The sequence below is a fragment of the Bradyrhizobium sp. LTSP885 genome (assembly GCF_000938305.1).
In the GTDB taxonomy this organism is placed as follows: Bacteria; Pseudomonadota; Alphaproteobacteria; order Rhizobiales; family Xanthobacteraceae; genus Bradyrhizobium.
On record NZ_JYMT01000038.1, the window covers coordinates 382,077 to 397,697 of the forward strand.

At 65.0% G+C, this 15,621-nt stretch carries 12 protein-coding genes; 5 read left to right on the forward strand and 7 right to left on the reverse strand.

From position 1 onward, the window contains the following. Positions 1–63: 63 nt before the first annotated feature. Together atzF and UP09_RS25555 are read right to left on the reverse strand one after the other, a co-directional pair. A complete protein-coding gene (gene atzF / locus UP09_RS25550) occupies positions 64–1,854 on the reverse strand; it encodes an allophanate hydrolase (protein WP_044541044.1) in 1,791 nt (596 codons plus the stop codon). Between the two features lie 258 nt (positions 1,855–2,112). After that, positions 2,113–2,628 carry a MarR family winged helix-turn-helix transcriptional regulator gene (locus UP09_RS25555; RefSeq protein ID WP_052833205.1) on the reverse strand — a complete coding sequence of 172 codons (516 nt, stop codon included), beginning with the start codon at positions 2,626–2,628 and terminating at the stop codon, positions 2,113–2,115. Positions 2,629–2,737: 109 nt separating this feature from the next. Between UP09_RS25555 and UP09_RS25560 the strand changes: the two genes are divergently transcribed. Next, positions 2,738–3,955, forward strand: coding sequence for an ABC transporter substrate-binding protein (locus UP09_RS25560; protein WP_044541045.1), 1,218 nt, complete (start codon positions 2,738–2,740; stop codon positions 3,953–3,955). A 35-nt stretch (positions 3,956–3,990) separates the two neighbouring features. Further along, positions 3,991–5,799: a feruloyl-CoA synthase gene (locus tag UP09_RS25565; protein WP_052833206.1), complete on the forward strand. Its 1,809-nt coding sequence runs from the start codon at positions 3,991–3,993 to the stop codon at positions 5,797–5,799. A 176-nt stretch (positions 5,800–5,975) separates the two neighbouring features. Here UP09_RS25565 and UP09_RS25570 read toward each other — a convergent pair whose 3' ends face one another. Further along, positions 5,976–6,497 carry a MarR family winged helix-turn-helix transcriptional regulator gene (locus tag UP09_RS25570; RefSeq protein ID WP_044541046.1) on the reverse strand — a complete coding sequence of 174 codons (522 nt, stop codon included), beginning with the start codon at positions 6,495–6,497 and terminating at the stop codon, positions 5,976–5,978. 82 nt (positions 6,498–6,579) lie between these two features. Between UP09_RS25570 and UP09_RS25575 the strand changes: the two genes are divergently transcribed. Together UP09_RS25575 and UP09_RS25580 are read left to right on the forward strand one after the other, a co-directional pair. Continuing rightward, complete coding sequence (locus tag UP09_RS25575) at positions 6,580–7,779, forward strand: cytochrome P450 (RefSeq protein ID WP_044541047.1); 1,200 nt, start codon at positions 6,580–6,582, stop codon at positions 7,777–7,779. A gap of 59 nt (positions 7,780–7,838) precedes the next feature. After that, entirely contained in the window at positions 7,839–9,050 is a 1,212-nt protein-coding gene (locus tag UP09_RS25580) for an ABC transporter substrate-binding protein (RefSeq protein WP_044541048.1), read from the forward strand. Between the two features lie 293 nt (positions 9,051–9,343). On the opposite strand, the gene UP09_RS25585 is transcribed toward UP09_RS25580, so the two are convergent. The 4 genes from UP09_RS25585 to UP09_RS25600 form a co-directional block, all read right to left on the reverse strand. Continuing rightward, on the reverse strand, positions 9,344–10,189 hold the full coding sequence (locus UP09_RS25585; RefSeq protein ID WP_082070276.1) for a GIY-YIG nuclease family protein: 846 nt from the start codon (positions 10,187–10,189) through the stop codon (positions 9,344–9,346). A gap of 273 nt (positions 10,190–10,462) precedes the next feature. Next, a complete protein-coding gene (locus tag UP09_RS25590) occupies positions 10,463–12,076 on the reverse strand; it encodes a tannase/feruloyl esterase family alpha/beta hydrolase (RefSeq protein ID WP_044541227.1) in 1,614 nt (537 codons plus the stop codon). A 265-nt stretch (positions 12,077–12,341) separates the two neighbouring features. Beyond that, positions 12,342–13,616, reverse strand: a complete 1,275-nt coding sequence (locus UP09_RS25595) for an NAD(P)/FAD-dependent oxidoreductase (RefSeq protein ID WP_044541049.1) — start codon at positions 13,614–13,616, stop codon at positions 12,342–12,344. Positions 13,617–13,736: 120 nt separating this feature from the next. Beyond that, positions 13,737–15,143: a DHA2 family efflux MFS transporter permease subunit gene (locus UP09_RS25600; protein ID WP_044541050.1), complete on the reverse strand. Its 1,407-nt coding sequence runs from the start codon at positions 15,141–15,143 to the stop codon at positions 13,737–13,739. A 168-nt stretch (positions 15,144–15,311) separates the two neighbouring features. Between UP09_RS25600 and UP09_RS25605 the strand changes: the two genes are divergently transcribed. Next, positions 15,312–15,620, forward strand: coding sequence for a hypothetical protein (locus UP09_RS25605; protein ID WP_044541051.1), 309 nt, complete (start codon positions 15,312–15,314; stop codon positions 15,618–15,620). Position 15,621 lies beyond the last annotated feature (1 nt).

The following is a 15,621-nucleotide window of genomic DNA, read 5'->3' on the forward strand; positions in this document are numbered from 1 at the left end:
CTGAGACCGTCGCCTTGGTGGGATGGATTCCGGGCTCGCGCTTCGCGCGCCCCGGAATGACGACTAGGAGGCCTTCTCCGCCATGAACGCGCGCCAGCCGCCATGCGCGGAGATATCCCTGGCGCCGTTGATTGCGGCGGGCTCAACGAGAAAGCCCTTCACCTCGCGCCCATCCGCAAGCCGGACCGTGCCGATCGACATCGGCGGCGGGATTGCGGCGACGAATGTTCCAAATGCGGCCGGTGACATCGCCCAGAGTTCGAGCTTGATCGCGGTGCCCGTGCCGGCCTCGACGCGCAGCATGCCGGGCTTCGGCGGCGTGGTGTCGAGCGCATAGAGCTTGTAATCCGGCGCAGTGACGGCCTCTTCGACTAGCTGCGCGTCGAGCGCGGTCAATTCGCCGTTCAGCGCCATGCCGGAGAGATGAGCGCCGACCACCGCGATCGGAATCTCATCAGGCATCGCCACCGGTATCGCGGCGAGTGGCGGCTGCGGCAGCGACTTGGCTCCGATCGGCAGCTTCGTGTCGGCGTGGAAGGCGCGGCCGATGCTGGCAAGATCGGCGTCGCGGCCGGCCGGCGCCAGCAGCGTAATGCCGAACGGCGCGCCGTCGGGCCGCATCGCTGACGGCAGCGCCAGCCCGCAGAGATCGAGCAGATTGACGAAATTGGTGTAGGTGCCGAGCCGCGAATTGAGCTCGACCGGATTGGCCAGCACCTGCGCGGTCGAATAGATCGTCGGCGCCGTCGGCAGCACGACCGCGTCGAGCTGCGCGAAGGCGCGTGCGGTGCTGGCGCGGAGCGCCTGCAGGCGGTACAGCGCGGAAAACGTGTCCGCCGCTGACAGCCGCGCGCCGGCCGCGGTGATCTCGCGGGTCACGGGATGAATGGCGTCGGGCGATGACGCCAGCAGGTTACGGATCACCAGATAACGTTCGGCGACCCACGGGCCTTCGTAGAGCAGCCGCGCGGTCTCGTAGAACGGCTCGAGGTCGAATTCGACCAGCGTTGCGCCGAGCGCTTCCCATCGCTTCAGCGCCTCGCCATAGGCCTTCTCCGACGCGCGGTCGCCGAAGAAGATCAGCTGGCCGTTACGGGGAATGCCGAGCTTCGGTTGCGTTGGAAACGCCGCGAGGTCGCCCAGCGGCCGGTTGCGCGAGAACGGATCGGCACCGTCGGGGCCCGCCATCACGGCAAGCGCGGCCATCGCATCATCGACCGTGAGCGAGAACACCGAGATGCAGTCGAGCGTGCGGCACGCCGGCACCAGGCCCGCGGTCGAGATCAGCCCGAGGCTCGGCTTCAGGCCGACGATGTTGTTGAGCATCGCCGGCACGCGGCCGCTGCCGGCGGTATCGGTGCCGAGCGCGAGCGGCACCAGGCCGGCGGAGACCGCGACCGCCGAGCCCGAACTCGAGCCGCCCGGAATGAGATCGCCGCGCAGCGGATTTTTGGGAATGCCGTAGGGCGAGCGCACGCCGACCAGCCCGGTGGCGAACTGGTCGAGATTGGTCTTGCCGATGATGATGGCGCCGGCCTCGCGCAGTTTCGCAACCGCCGTGGAATCGTGCACCGGCAGATAGGAGAAGGCCGGGCAGGCGGCGGTGGTCGGCAGGCCCTTGACGTCGATATTGTCCTTCACCGCGACCGGCACGCCATGGAGCGGCAGTTGCACCGGGTCTTTCGTCGCGAGCCGCTCGGCCTCGGCGATGGCGTCGTTTTCGTCGCGCAGGCTGATGAAGATGGCGGGATCGTTGTGCTCGCGGATGCGCTGGTAGCTGCGCGCCACGGTTTGTGCCGGCGTCATGGTGCCGGCGCGGTGCGCAGCGACGATTGCAGCGACGGTTTCAGTCACGTGAGTTGGTCCCGTCCATTGAGCGGCAAGGCGGGCGGCGCCCTGCGCGAAGGAATTGCAGCCTGATCGAAGCAAGCGATGTGCCATTGTGTACATTTGGCCACCGGGTGCCACCAAGCAGATTGTCGCACGATGTCAGTTGTTTAAGACAACCATACGCAAGCCGCACGGGTCGGTCGGGCAGATCCGTCGTGGCTTGTTTGCCTATTTCATGAGCAGTGTCATCCGAGCCCGGCGAACCGGCGCATCGCCTTGCCGCTAATCCGCTCCCGCGCTGCGCGCACGGACCAGTCGGCTCAGCATCTGCAGGAACTGCCGGCCATCCTTGTTGCCGAGCGGCGCCAGGGTCAATCGGTTGAACTCCTGAGCGAGCGCCCAGGCGCGCGCGGCCGCCTGCGTGCCGCGGGCCGTCAGCACCAGTTCGACGGCGCGCTTGTCGCGATCCGACCGCTTTCGCTTGATGAGGTCCTTGCCTTCCAGCTTCGCCAGTATCTTCACGAGATTGGGCAACTGGATGCGCAGCGCGTTCGCGACCTCGCTCTGGGTGACGGAGGGATTGTCGCGGACCGTGATCATGACCGAATGTTCGGCGGGCGAGAAGCCGGTCTCTGCGAAGTGCGGAAAGAACTCCTCGAAGATCTGGATCTGCAGCATGCGGATCATGAAGCCCGGCGTCTGCTGCAGCGCCGTCATATCGAGCGGCCGTTTCGAGTGTCCGTTCGCGACGTCGTCAGCAAGCGACTTGTTCGCGGGAGGGCTCGTTCGCTTGTGCATGGGCGCGTGATTCCCGAACCGAATTGACATCGCCAAAAATGCTTATATTATATAAGTAATTTCGGCAGCATGAAGATTGCCGATCGGGTTGTAACGCTAGGAGGTCCGGATGGGCCATGTTTTTTCGCGATGCGCGATACGGCCACTGCTCGCCGTGGCCGGCTTGTTGCTCGCATCCGGCGCAGAGGCGCAGGACAAGGTCCGCATCGGTGTCCTGAACGATCAGTCCGGCGTGTTCTCGACCTATCAGGGCATCGGCTCGGTGATCGCCGCGCAGATGGCGGTCGAGGATTTTGGCGGCAAGGCCGCCGGCAAGCCGGTCGAGGTTGTTGCCGCCGATCACCAGAACAAGCCCGATATCGGTGTCGGTATCGCGCGGCGCTGGTACGAAAACGAAAATGTCGATGCGATCTTCGACCTGCCGAACTCGGCGATCGCGCTCGCGGTTGCCGCCATGAGCGAGCAGAAGAACAAGGTGTTCGTCGGTTCGGGCGCCGGCACGGCGCTGCTGACCGGCGAAAAATGCACACCGAACACCGTGCACTGGACCTACGACACCTATGCTTATGGCCGCGGCCTCGGCCGCGCCGTGGTCGCGCAAGGCGGCAAGAAATGGTTCTTCCTCACGGCCGATTATGCGTTCGGCCACGACCTCGAAAAGCAGGCGATGGAAGCGGTCAAGGCCGCCGGCGGCGAGGTGGTCGGCGCGGTCCGCCATCCGCTCGGAACCGCCGACTACGCATCCTTCCTGCTGCAGGCCCAGGCGTCCGGCGCCGACGTCATCGGCATCGCCAATGCCGGCGACGACACCATCACCTCGATGAAGCAGGCGGCCGAATTCGGCCTGACCGCGAAGCAGAAGCTGGTCGGCCTGATCCTCGGCATGAATGGGCTGCCGGCCCTGACGCTGAAGGCGGCGCAGGGCGCGCAGATCATGAACCCGTTCTACTGGGATCTGAACGAAGGTACGCGCAGCTTCGCCAAGCGCTTTGCCGCGCGCCACCCGCAGAACAATTATCCGAACGACATGCAGGCCGGCGTCTATGCGTCGGTCATTCACTACCTCAAGGCCGTCGACAAGGTCGGCGGCGCCGGTGACGGTCGTGCCGTGGTCGCGGCGATGAAGGCGCTCCCGACCGACGACCCGCTGTTCGGAAAAGGTTACATCCGCGCCGACGGCCGCAAGATCCATCCGCTCTATTTGCTCGAGGTCAAGAAGCCCGAGGAATCGCAGTCGAAATGGGACCTGCTGAAAGTCGTGGCCACGGTGTCCGGCGAGGACGCGTTCCGGCCCGAAAAGGATGGCGGCTGTCCGTTGCTGAAATAGGCAGCGTGTGCTGCAGTCCGATCGGAGGCTCCGTCATGCCAGACCCCGCGGTGGTACAGCCGGCCCTCGAGCTCAGCTTTCTCGATGCCGATGTCAGTGTCGAGCGGCGTCCCGACGGCGCCCTTGTGCTTCGCACCGAGGTGCCGTTCGCGCCGACGGATGCGCTGCTGCACAATTATCTCCGCGAATGGGCGGAGGCGCGCCCGGACCAGACCTTTCTCGCGGAACGAACCGCAGATGGCAGCGCCTGGCGGACCATCAGCTATGGCGAAGCCCATCAGGCGGCAACGCGGCTCGCGACAGCCTTTGCGGCGCGAGAGCTGGGGCCGTCCCGTCCGATCCTGATCCTCTCCGGCAACAGCATTGCGCACCAGCTGGTCGCGCTCGGCGCAATGATGGCCGGCATTCCCTATGCGCCGCTGTCGGTCGCCTATTCCACCATGAGCGGCGATTTCGGCAAGCTCCGTGCGATCCTGCGGAGTCTCGATCCCGGAATGGTCTTTGCAGCCGAGGCGGCGCCGTTCGCGCGCGCATTGGCAATCGACGAGATGAAGGGCCGCGCGATCGTGCTGGGCGAGGGACACGCGGAGGTCGCCGGCGCGCTGGCGCTGCAGTCGCTGCTGGTCGATCCGGCCGATGTGGCGGTGTCGCATCGCGCCCGCGAGCTGCCATCGCAAACGGTTGCAAAAATTCTCTTCACCTCGGGCTCGACCGGCATGCCCAAGGGCGTACCGACCACGCACCGGATGATGTGCACGTCGCAATCGCAGATCGCCGTGATGTGGCCGTTCCTGCGCGATCACACGCCTGTCATCCTCGATTGGCTGCCCTGGAGCCATGTGTTCGGCGGCTCGTTCAGCTTCAACACCGTGCTCCGCTATGGCGGCACGCTCTACATCGACGACGGCAAGCCGATACCCGGCGAGTTTGCGCGGACGATCCGCAATCTCCGCGAGGTCAGGCCGACACTGTACTGGAATGTTCCGAGAGGCTACGAGCTGCTGCTTGCGGTGCTCGAGAGCGATGCCGAGGTTCGGCAAAGCTTCTTCGGCGATCTCGCGCTGATGTTCTACGCCGGCGCCAGCCTGCCGGCGCCGCTGTGGCGGGATCTGGTGACGATCGGACAGCGCGCCAGCGGCCGCGTCATTCCGATGACCACGAGCTGGGGGCTCACCGAAACCGCGCCGTCGATCACCATGATCAACCGCGCCGTGCTGGCGCCGGGCAATATCGGGATTCCGATGCCGGGACTCGCGCTGAAACTGGTGCCGCACCAGGGCAAGCTCGAGGCGCGCGTGCGCGGACCGAACGTGATGAACGGTTACTGGAACGCGCCCGAGGCCACCGCGGCGGCGTTCGACGAGGAGGGATATTTCCGCACCGGCGACGCCGTCATCCTCGCCGATCCCGACGATGCCACGCAGGGTGTGATGTTCGATGGGCGGACGACGGAAGATTTCAAGCTTTTGACCGGAACCTGGGTCGATGCCGCCGCGATCCGGCTGCGCGCGCACGCCGCGATGGCGGGCCTGATCAATGACGTCGTGGTGACCGGCGCCGATCGCGACGACGTCGGGTTGTTGCTGTTATGCGCCGCCGGCCACGATCCCGACGACCCCGCCTATCGCGGCAGACTAGCCGCGGCGCTGCTTCGTCTTAACCAGGGCGTGACCGGCGCGTCGCAATGCGTCGCGCGCGCCATCATCATGCGACAGCCGCCGAGTTTCGATTCCGGGGAAATCACCGAGAAGGGGTCGTTGAATGCGCGGCTGATCCGCGAGCGCCGCGCCGAGCTCGTCGAGGCGCTGCATCGCGGCAGCCATCCTGACATGATCGGCGGCTGAGCGCGACCGTCGCCGCAGCCGTCAGCCGTTTTATTTGTTGCTAAGGCAACTAATTTATGCGAGCGTTTTTGGAAAGTGAAGGGATGAGCCGGCCAACGGCTCGCCTGTCGGGAGGAACAATGGATTGCTGCGCAATGCGAGCAACGCGGATGGGCGCCGGCGCCGGGGCGCTGCCGTCAGCTCGTGCTTTGCCCGGTCACGGCGCCGAGATTCTCGTGCAGCCGGCGCAGCAGGTCGATCAGCACCTCGCGCTCGTCCTTTTTCAGGCAGGACAGCAGCCGCCGCTCGCGCTCCAGCGCGGCGACAATGACCCTGTCGTGGACGGCGCGGCCGCGCGCGGTCAGCGTGATCGAATGGGTGCGGCCGTCGTCGGGTGCAGTGCGGATCGCCAGCAGGCCGCGCTTTTGCAGCGCCGCGAGGTTGCGGCTGACCGGCCCCTTGTCGAAGCCGATGACGTGGCAGATCCGCGAGGCCGGAATGCCGGGCTCGATCGCGAGCTGCGATATGATCCGCCATTCGGTGACGTTGACGCCGAAATTCTTCTGGTAAAAGGCGGTGGCGCTGTTCGACAGCTTGTTGCCGATGAAGGTGATGAACGCCGGCACATAGCGATCGAGGTCGAGCAGCAGGCCGCTGGCGGCATCTGCGGGATCGGCCGGTCTGGGCCGGCGTGGCTTTCGGGGGAGGGGCGTACTCATCTCTCAAATCATCGCTGTGAAATGGCTCGGGAGCAATAGATATGCGGCCCGTCTTGACAAGATCAAACCTCGGGAGGTCTCGATGACAGTATCCGGCACGTCCGTCCCGCATCTCGACGTCGACCCCTTTGCGATGGATTTCTTTGCCGACCCGTTCCCGACCCATGAGCGGCTACGCGAAGCCGGTCCCGTGGTCTATCTCGACAAATGGAACGTCTACGGTGTGGCCCGCTACGCCGAGGTCCATGCGGTGCTGAACGATCCCGCGACCTTCTGCTCCAGCCGCGGCGTCGGATTGAGCGACTTCGCCAAGGAGACGCCGTGGCGGCCGCCGAGCCTGATCCTGGAGGCCGACCCGCCCGCCCATGGCCGCACCCGCGCGGTGCTGAGTACCGTCCTGTCGGCGACCGTGCTGAAGCAGCTGCGCGGGCGCTTTGCCGTCGCCGCCGAGGCGCGCGTCGATGCTCTGCTCGAGAAGCGCAGTTTCGACGCGATCGAGGAGCTCGCCGAGGCCTATCCGCTGTCGATCTTTCCGGATGCGCTGGGCCTGAGGCCGGAGGGCCGCGAGCATCTGCTGCCTTACGCGAGCCTGGTGTTCAACGCCTTCGGCCCGCCGAACCAGCTCCGCAAGGAGGCGATCGAGCGTTCGGCGCCGCACCAAGCCTATATTGCAGAGCAGTGTCAGCGCGACAATCTCACCCCTGATGGCATCGGCGCCTGCATCCACGCCCACGTCGATACCGGCGCCATCACCGCGACCGAGGCGCCGCTGCTGGTGCGCTCGCTGCTGTCGGCGGGTCTCGATACCACCGTCAACGGGATCGGCGCCGCCGTCTATTGCCTGGCGCGCTTCCCCGACCAATTCCAGAAGCTGCGCGGTGACCCGACGCTGGCGCGCAACGCCTTCGAGGAAGCCGTGCGGTTCGAAAGCCCGGTCCAGACCTTCTTCCGCACCACCACAAGCGACGTCGAACTCGGCGGCGTCACGATCCCCGAAGGCGAGAAAGTCTTGATGTTCCTCGCCGCCGCCAACCGCGATCCGCGCCGTTGGGACCAGCCCGATACTTACGACATCACCCGCCGCACCTCCGGCCATGTCGGCTACGGCTCGGGCATCCACATGTGTGTCGGCCAACTCGTTGCACGCCTCGAAGGCGAGGTGATGATGGCGGCGCTGGCGCGGCGCGTCGCCAAGATCGAAATCACCGGCGAGCCAAGGCGCCTCTTCAACAATACGCTGCGCGGGCTCAGCAGCCTGCCAATCGAGATCACGCCGGCCTGACCAACAAACCTGATGCCGGCAACAGGCTGGCCGAGAGACAACACAAGAGAGGGGATACGATGAGGGGCTTTGGGGTTGGTCTTGTATTGGCACTGTCCTGCGCGGCCGGCGTGGCGCATGCGCAGATATCCGGCGAGGTGGTGCGGGTCGGCGTGCTCAACGACATCTCCGGCATCTTCCAGGACACCAACGGCCTGGGCTCGGTCGAGGCCGCACGGATGGCCGCGGAGGATTTCAACGGCGGCGGCAAAGGCATCAAGGTCGAGATCGTTTATGCCGATCACCAGAACAAGGCCGACGTCGGCTCCGCGATCGCGCGCAAATGGCTCGATGTCGACGGCGTCGATGCCATCGTCGACGTGCCGAACTCGGCCGTCGGGCTCGCCATCAACTCCCTCCTGCGCGATTCCAGGATGACGTTCCTGGCGTCCTCGACCGCAAGCTCCGATCTCACCGGCAAGGCCTGCTCGCCGAACACCATCCAGTGGGTCAACGACGCCTGGGCGACCGGCAACACCACGGCGGCGGCGATGATGCAGCGCGGCGGCAAGGACTGGTATTTGGTTACGGTGGACTACGCGCTCGGCAAGGGCATCGAGGCTGAAGCGACCAACTACATCGAGAAGCACGGCGGCAAGGTGCTTGGCTCCAGCAAGCATCCGCTCGGCACCTCCGACTTCGCTTCTTTCCTGCTGCAGGCGCAGAACTCGAAAGCAAAAGTGATCGGGCTCGCCAACGCCGGCGGCGACACCATCAACACGGTGAAGCAGGCCACCGAGTTCGGCATCCAGCAGGGCGGCCAGACCCTGGTGGCGTTCCTGCTGTTCGTCAACGACGTCCACGGCATGGGCCTGAAGGTCGCGCAGGGCCTGCAACTGCTCGAGGCGTTCTACTGGGACATGAACGACGACACGCGTGCGTTTGCCAAGCGCTTCGCCGCGCGACCCGGCATGAACGGCAAGATGCCGAGCGGCAACCAGGCCGGCGTCTATGCTTCCACGCTAGCCTATCTCAACGCTGTCGCCGCCACCGGCAGCGACGATGCCAAGGTCGTGGTGCCGCAGCTGAAGACCTTCAAGGGGGCCGACAAACTGTTCGGCGACGTCACCATCCGCCAGGACGGCCGCGTCATCCATCCGATGTATCTGTTCGAGGTGAAAAAGCCGGAGGAGTCGAAGTACCCGTACGACTATTACAAACTGATCGCGACCATCCCGGCGGATCAGGCGTTCCGCCCGCTCGCGGATGGCGGATGCTCGCTGGTGAAGTGAGTCTATAGCTGCGCATGTCGCTGCGCCCCCTCTCCCCTTGTGGGAGAGGGCTGGGGTGAGGGGTATCTCTCCATACGGCGTCGTGCTTGGATAGACCGCAATCCCTCACCCGGATCGCATTCCGCTTCGCGTCATGCCATCCGGCCTCTCCCACAAGGGGAGAGGCGGAACACCGTGTGTCGGTTGCACTGAGGTTAGAGCAATCCAGTCCGCGCTCGGCGAGGAACGGGAGTCAGTTGCCAATACCTCGGCGGTCATTCAGCGCTTTCGTACGACCTTGAGTCGGGCTGATACTAGGAGTTTACAACCTTATCCCTGTCCCGCTTGTATTGGAGCAACTGCGACACCGCATCGTAGGAATGATACCTTGCATAGACGCTCTTTGCATTCCTCTCGCGCAAATCAGCTAAAGCGTCGGCCCAGTAGGCTACCATGGCGCGGCGAACTCCGTCGCGCGAAAAGAAGCGTTCCGCTCTTGCAAAGTCCTCATCGAAGCTAACGCTCACTGCTCTTTCGGCGGCTTTGTAGTCGGCATCGCGAACGTCTCCGCCATGTTGGCCGAGCCACATGATTGTTTTTGGGTACTCCAGAATTAGACGGTCGAGCACGAGGTAATGCGAGAACTTCCCGTCGATTGGTGCTCGAGTACTAAACGCAACTTCATGAGATCCAATGTTCAGCGTGAACCAGCGTCCTCCGTTTGTCTGTGGGAGAACGCTTAAGGTCCATGCTCCCTGGATATCGAGGTTGCCGTACAGTCCCGAGAGCTGAAAGAGACGGAAGAGAAATAATCTGACGTCGGGATTGTTAAAGAGCTGATCCGTTCTCTCTGGGTCGACGCGGAGTGGCTGACTGATCGAACGCAGTCGCTCTCTGGCTTCGTGCGGAGCCACACTAGACAGCTCCCGTGTTCCTTCAACTTCCACGTTGCGGGTGCGAAAATGCCGATGAAGCGCGCTCTCCACGGCTGTGCAGTCTGTCACATGGACGAAGTCGGACAATTCCCAAGGGCCGTGAGGGGCGTATGCCTCACCTCCATTTATCCCTCGGAGGCGTTCACTGATAGGCCGCTCGGTGCGGCCAATCTTTATGTAATCGCTATTTGGTGAAACTAGTACATAGACAAACCCTTGCGGCATGCTCTCCCCAATCCGATCCAGACACCGTCGGTGTCATGTCGCTACAGACGTCACCGAAATCTTACTCCTCACGGCCAGAATTTGTATCTGTAGAATTTGAAGGACGACGCATTGGATGAATGGTGGGCACGGCGCTATCGAGCTCTTGCCCGCCCTCTGATCTGCTCGGAGAGACCGCAACCCCTCACCCGGATCGCATTCCGCTTCGCTTCATGCGATCCGGCCTCTCCCACAAGGGGAGAGGCGGACCGAGGTCGTGGCGACTACTCGCGCTCAAGGCGCGCAAGTGAAACTCGCCGCGCCTGTCACCGGTCCCGCCTTGTAATGCGGCCAGGCCGGCCAGCGGCACAGCGGCAGTGCGCGCAGCGGGGCGAAGTCCGGCGCCGCGACTTTCTGCTCGACGACTTCGAGATCGCCGGGCGCCTTGCCGTTCTCGACCCAGTCGACCAGCACCGCGAGCATGTCGACATTGGCCGGCGCGCCGGAGCCGACATGGTCGACGCCGGGCGCGGTGTAGAGCCGCGCGAACTCTGCCGTCTTGTCCTTGCCGAGCGTCTTCTCGACGTTTTCGAAATAGCGGATGCCGGCATAGGGGCTTTGCGCGTAGTCGGCCATGTGTTCGAGGATCACCAGCTTGCCGCCGTGGGCACGGAAGCGGCTGAGGTCCGGATCGGTCGAATCCATCAGCTGCGACACCTGCAGCACGCGTTCCTTGTGGTCCTCCGGCTTGTAGGTCGTGACATCGAGCTTTGGATCACGCGCGAACACATACTGAATCCCGCCGGCGCCATAGATCCAGGCGATGCCATTGGTCGGAGCCGGCGGCTGCGCCGGTGCCGAGGTGCCGAGCCACCACGCGAGCCAGCCGCCGGTCGGGCCGAAGGCCGGCGTGTTCTCCCCGGAGACGCCCCAGCCCGGATAGTCGTCGAGCCCGTTGGCCATCGTGAAGGAGAACTTGTAGGGCGAATGCAGCGTATTGATCGCCGCGATTTGCTTGTCGGTCAGGCAGTCATCGCCGCTCTGGCCCGCGGCGCAGCGCAGCGTCTCCGGTTTGAACTGCGCTTTGCAGCCGACCGGATTCTGCACCAGGGCGTCGTCGGAGCCGTCATCCTTGTCGCAGGCCTTCAGCACCGCATCGGCGACAAGCTTCACCTGCGCGGGGCGGATCCAGCCGTCGCCGATCGTTGCGACGCCCGACCGGGTGCCGGCATGCTGCAGGCCGACCCAATTGATCACGGGCACGCGCGCCAAAATGCCGTCGAAATCCTGGGGGTAACGTTGCGCCATGGTCAGCGCCTCGCGGCCGCCTTCCGACGATCCCATGAAATACATCTTGGCCGGCGGATTGCCGTAGGCGCGCACCATCAGCGCGCGCGCCGCATCGCGGACCTTCTTGTAGGCCTTGTGCGAAAAATTCTCGAACGCCTCGTCGTTGAGCGCGAACAGTTGCGGCGGCTCGCCGGGCTTGGACTCATGGCCGGAGTCCGTCCCGTAGGTCGTAAAGCCGAGCGCCAGCGGCGCGGCCTTGCCGAACGGATAGGCCGGCGGCAGCGAGAGGCCGGTGATCAGCACGCCGTTGAATCCGCCGCCGCCATATTGCAGCGAGCGGCCGTTCCACTCGACCGGCAAATTGACCTCGAACTTGATCGGCGGCGCTGCGGAATCGGTCGCGGCGATATGCCCGAGCACCTTGCAGAAGGCGGGATTGGCCGGGACGATGCGTCCCGCCGGCGTCGCCGACTTCTCCGTCACAGTGAGCGGCGTTGGCGCCTGTGATGTAGCGCTATCGATTGTGACGGCGCCGTCGGCCGGGCCGGCCAGGCCGCTGCAGGTCGCCGCGGGATCGCCGACCATTTCCGATGCCACGGCATCGCCAGAGAATGACATCAGCGTGACAAGCGAAGCCGCCAGCGCGATGGCGCGCGTGTCGATCTGCATTGTTCCCTCCCAGGGAAGATTGTTGCTAGGGCAAGTATTTCACGCGAAGCGGCGGTACACAATGGTGGGTGGTCGAGATTGAGTTACAACCTATCCCGTCATTGCGAGCGAAGCGAAGCAATCCATCGTGCCGCATACGCGGAGGATGGATTGCTTCGTCGCTATCGCTCCTCGCAATGACGCAGACTGAATTCCCGTATCGCCGTCGGCGCCTCTACTTGTCCACCTTGCTGCTGCCTTGCGTGATCAGCCGGGCGGCGCGCTGGTTGCGGGCGTGGATCCACATCCAGCTCAGCGCGACGCTGAGGCGGTTGCGCAGGCCGATCAGGAAGTAGATGTGGGCGATGCCCCAGATCCACCAGGCGATGGTGCCGCGCAGCTTGAACTTGCCGAAGTCGATCACCGCGAGCCGCTTGCCGATCTGCGCGAGGCTGCCGGCATGCTTGTAGCGGAATGGCGGCAGGGTTTCGCCCTTGAGCCGCGCCTTGATCTGGGCTGCCACATAACGTCCCTCCTGCTTCGCCGCCGGCGCGATGCCAGGCACCGGATTGCCGTCGGAATCCTTGATCGTGACGGTGTCGCCGACTGCGAAGATATCGGGATGGCCGGGCACGGTGAGATCGGGCTCGACCTGCAGCCGCTGGGCGCGATCGGCCGGCGCGTTCAGCCATTCGGCCGCGCGCGAGGCCTGGACGCCGGCGGCCCAGACGATGGTGCGAGCCTCCAACCGCTTGCCGCCATAGACCACGCCGTCGGCCGAGCATTCGGTGACGGGCTCGCCCAGCATCACCTCGATACCGAGGCTTTGCAGCGAGCGCTGCGCATAGGCGGAGAGATCGTCGGGAAAGCCGGCGAGCACGCGCGGGCCGGCCTCGATCAGCACGACGCGCGCCTTGCGGGTGTCGATGTGGCGGAAGTCGCGCGGCAGCGTGTCATTGGCGAGGTCGGCGATGGTGCCGGCCATCTCGACGCCGGTTGGGCCGGCGCCGATTACGACGAAGGTCAACAGTGCCGCGCGGATCTCCGGATCGGTCTCGCGCTCGGCGCGCTCGAAGGCGACGAGGATGCGCCGGCGCAATGTGGTGGCGTCCTCCAGCGTCTTCAGCCCGGGTGCGAACGGCTCCCATTCGTCATGACCGAAATAGGCATGGCGTGCGCCGGTGGCGAGGATCAGCGTGTCATAGGGAATGCTGTCGCCGTCATCGACCAGCACGTGCTTGCCGGCTGCATCGACGCCGCAGGCATTGGCAAACAAGGTGGTCACATCGGGGCGGTCGCGCAGGAGGTAGCGGATCGGCCAGGCGATCTCGCTGGTCGCGAGCGACGCGGTCGCGACCTGGTAGAGCAGAGGCTGAAACAGATGGTGGTTGCGACGGTCGATCAGGGTGATCTCGACCGGCGCGCCTGACAGCCCGAATGCGGCCTCGAGCCCGCCGAAGCCGGCGCCGACGATCACCACGCGATGGGGTTTGGCCGGTGCTTGCGTCATGCGATGTCGCCCTCGGTTTCGAATGGCTTCGTCGCCTGATTATGTAGTCATTCGCGCGTCCATTCCAAGACGAATATTCCAAGACGAATTACCCGATCGGACGATAGCAAAGCGCTATCGTCACGCATCCTGCGGCACGGTTGCAACGGCCGCGCGGCGTCGCGTCGGCAAGAACAATCCCGCGATCGCGCCTGCGAACGATAGTATCGCCGCAAGGCTCATCGCCGCGGCAAATCCGCTGGTGAAATGAATGGCGGAGTCGGCCGCGCCATTGGCCGAGAAGCTCGCCACCAGCGCCGCGACACCGAACATCCCGCCAAGGAAGCGGCCCATGTTGAAGATGCCCGACGCCTTGCCCATTTCGGTGACCGGCACTGAACCGAGGACGGCATTCTGCGCCGCCGGCATCGCCATCGACACGCCGACCCCGGCGAGCACCAGCGGCACGACCAACGCGGAGTAGGGCACCGAGGGACTCACGATCTCGGCGATCCAGCCGAGCCCGATCGCCTGCATCAGCAGGCCGGTCACGACCAGCGTCCGTTCGCCGAACCGGTTGACGACGGCGCCGGCGATCGGTGCGGTGACGAACAGTGTCGCGGTCCAGGGCAACAGCCGAAGTCCGGCACCGAGCGCGTCGAAGCCGAGCGTGATCTGCAGGAACTGCGGCAGCAGGAACAGCACACCATACATCGCGGCATAGAACAGCACGCTCGCGGCCATGCCGGACGCAAATGGCCTCGACGCGAACAGCCGCAGCGGCACCATTGGTGCTGCGGCGCGCAGCTCCCACGGCACGAAGCCGGCCGCGAAGGCGACGCCGGCGATCAGCGTGCCGATCACTTCTGCGCTCGCCCATCCGACGGCGTTGCCGCGCAACAGGCTCCAGACCAGCGCCAGCGCGGCGAGGGCGACGAGCAACAACCCGGTGATATCGAGCGGTGCGGCCGGGCCGAAGCTTTCGCGCAAGCGCGCCCGCACCAGCGCGATCGCGACCAGGCCGATCGGCAGGTTGATCCAGAAGATCCAGCGCCAGCCGAGATGCTCGGTGATGAAGCCGCCGATCGCGGGGCCGATGATCAGCGCGCATCCGGTGATGCCGCTGAAAATGCCGAGTGCGCGGGCGCGCTCCTCGCGGCCGAAGGCGCTGCTCAGGATCGCCATCGCCAGCGGCATCACCAGCGCCGCGCCGGCGCCCTGCAACGCGCGGGCGGCGATCAGCGCTGCGGCGTTGCCGGCCAGTGCGCAGGCCGCGGAAGCCATCACGAACAGGGCGATCCCGGCCGCGAACATGCTGCGGCGCCCGAAGCGGTCGCCGAGCGCCGCGCCGGTCAGCAGCAGCACGGCAAAAGTCAGGTTGAAGGCGTTGACGGTCCATTGCAGCGTTTGCAGCGAGCTACTGAGCTCGGCGCGGATGGTCGCGAATGCCGTCGTGATGATCATGGTGTCCAGCGCCATCATGAAGGATGCAAGTGCGGTGATGCCGAGCACCCAGCGCTGTTCGGCGCGATTGTCGGGGGTCTGCATGGTTGGTCTCCCTTGTCGCGCCACCCTGTTGCGGCGCGCTTTGCCGGCAAGACGAGGCGGGAGAGCCAGAGGATGCGGCCGCGAAAATATCTTTGTCGGGCCGCATCCTTTGGCGGCCGGCAAACGTCCTTGGGGGGACGACAACCTTTTGTTCCCAAGGAGAGACCCATGCGACGGACCCTGATCAGGTATAAAACCCGGCCGGAGATCGCGGACCGGAATGCCGAGCTTGTGGCGGCGGTGTTTGCCGAGCTGAACGCGGCAAAGCCGGACGGCGTGCGTTACCTGACGCTGCGCCTGGAAGATGATACGTTCCTGCACTTCGTCGAGGCTGCGACCGAGGACGGCTCGAGCCCGATCCCGAAGCTCAAGGCGTTTCAGGTGTTCCAGGACGGCATTCGCGACCGTTGCGTCGAGCCGCCGCTGGTCCGGGCGGTCGGTATCGTCGGCAATTATCGGATGCTGGATGAGGCCTGAA

Coding starts and splice junctions, on each gene's coding strand:
- UP09_RS25560 (WP_044541045.1), top strand. CDS start 2,738: ATGGGCCATGTTTTTTCGCGATGCGCGATACGGCCACTGCTCGCCGTG.
- UP09_RS25600 (WP_044541050.1), bottom strand. CDS start 15,143: ATGCAGACCCCCGACAATCGCGCCGAACAGCGCTGGGTGCTCGGCATC.
- UP09_RS25580 (WP_044541048.1), top strand. CDS start 7,839: ATGAGGGGCTTTGGGGTTGGTCTTGTATTGGCACTGTCCTGCGCGGCC.
- UP09_RS25575 (WP_044541047.1), top strand. CDS start 6,580: ATGACAGTATCCGGCACGTCCGTCCCGCATCTCGACGTCGACCCCTTT.
- UP09_RS25585 (WP_082070276.1), bottom strand. CDS start 10,189: ATGCCGCAAGGGTTTGTCTATGTACTAGTTTCACCAAATAGCGATTAC.
- UP09_RS25595 (WP_044541049.1), bottom strand. CDS start 13,616: ATGACGCAAGCACCGGCCAAACCCCATCGCGTGGTGATCGTCGGCGCC.
- UP09_RS25565 (WP_052833206.1), top strand. CDS start 3,991: ATGCCAGACCCCGCGGTGGTACAGCCGGCCCTCGAGCTCAGCTTTCTC.
- UP09_RS25590 (WP_044541227.1), bottom strand. CDS start 12,076: ATGTCATTCTCTGGCGATGCCGTGGCATCGGAAATGGTCGGCGATCCC.
- UP09_RS25605 (WP_044541051.1), top strand. CDS start 15,312: ATGCGACGGACCCTGATCAGGTATAAAACCCGGCCGGAGATCGCGGAC.
- UP09_RS25555 (WP_052833205.1), bottom strand. CDS start 2,628: ATGCACAAGCGAACGAGCCCTCCCGCGAACAAGTCGCTTGCTGACGAC.
- UP09_RS25570 (WP_044541046.1), bottom strand. CDS start 6,497: ATGAGTACGCCCCTCCCCCGAAAGCCACGCCGGCCCAGACCGGCCGAT.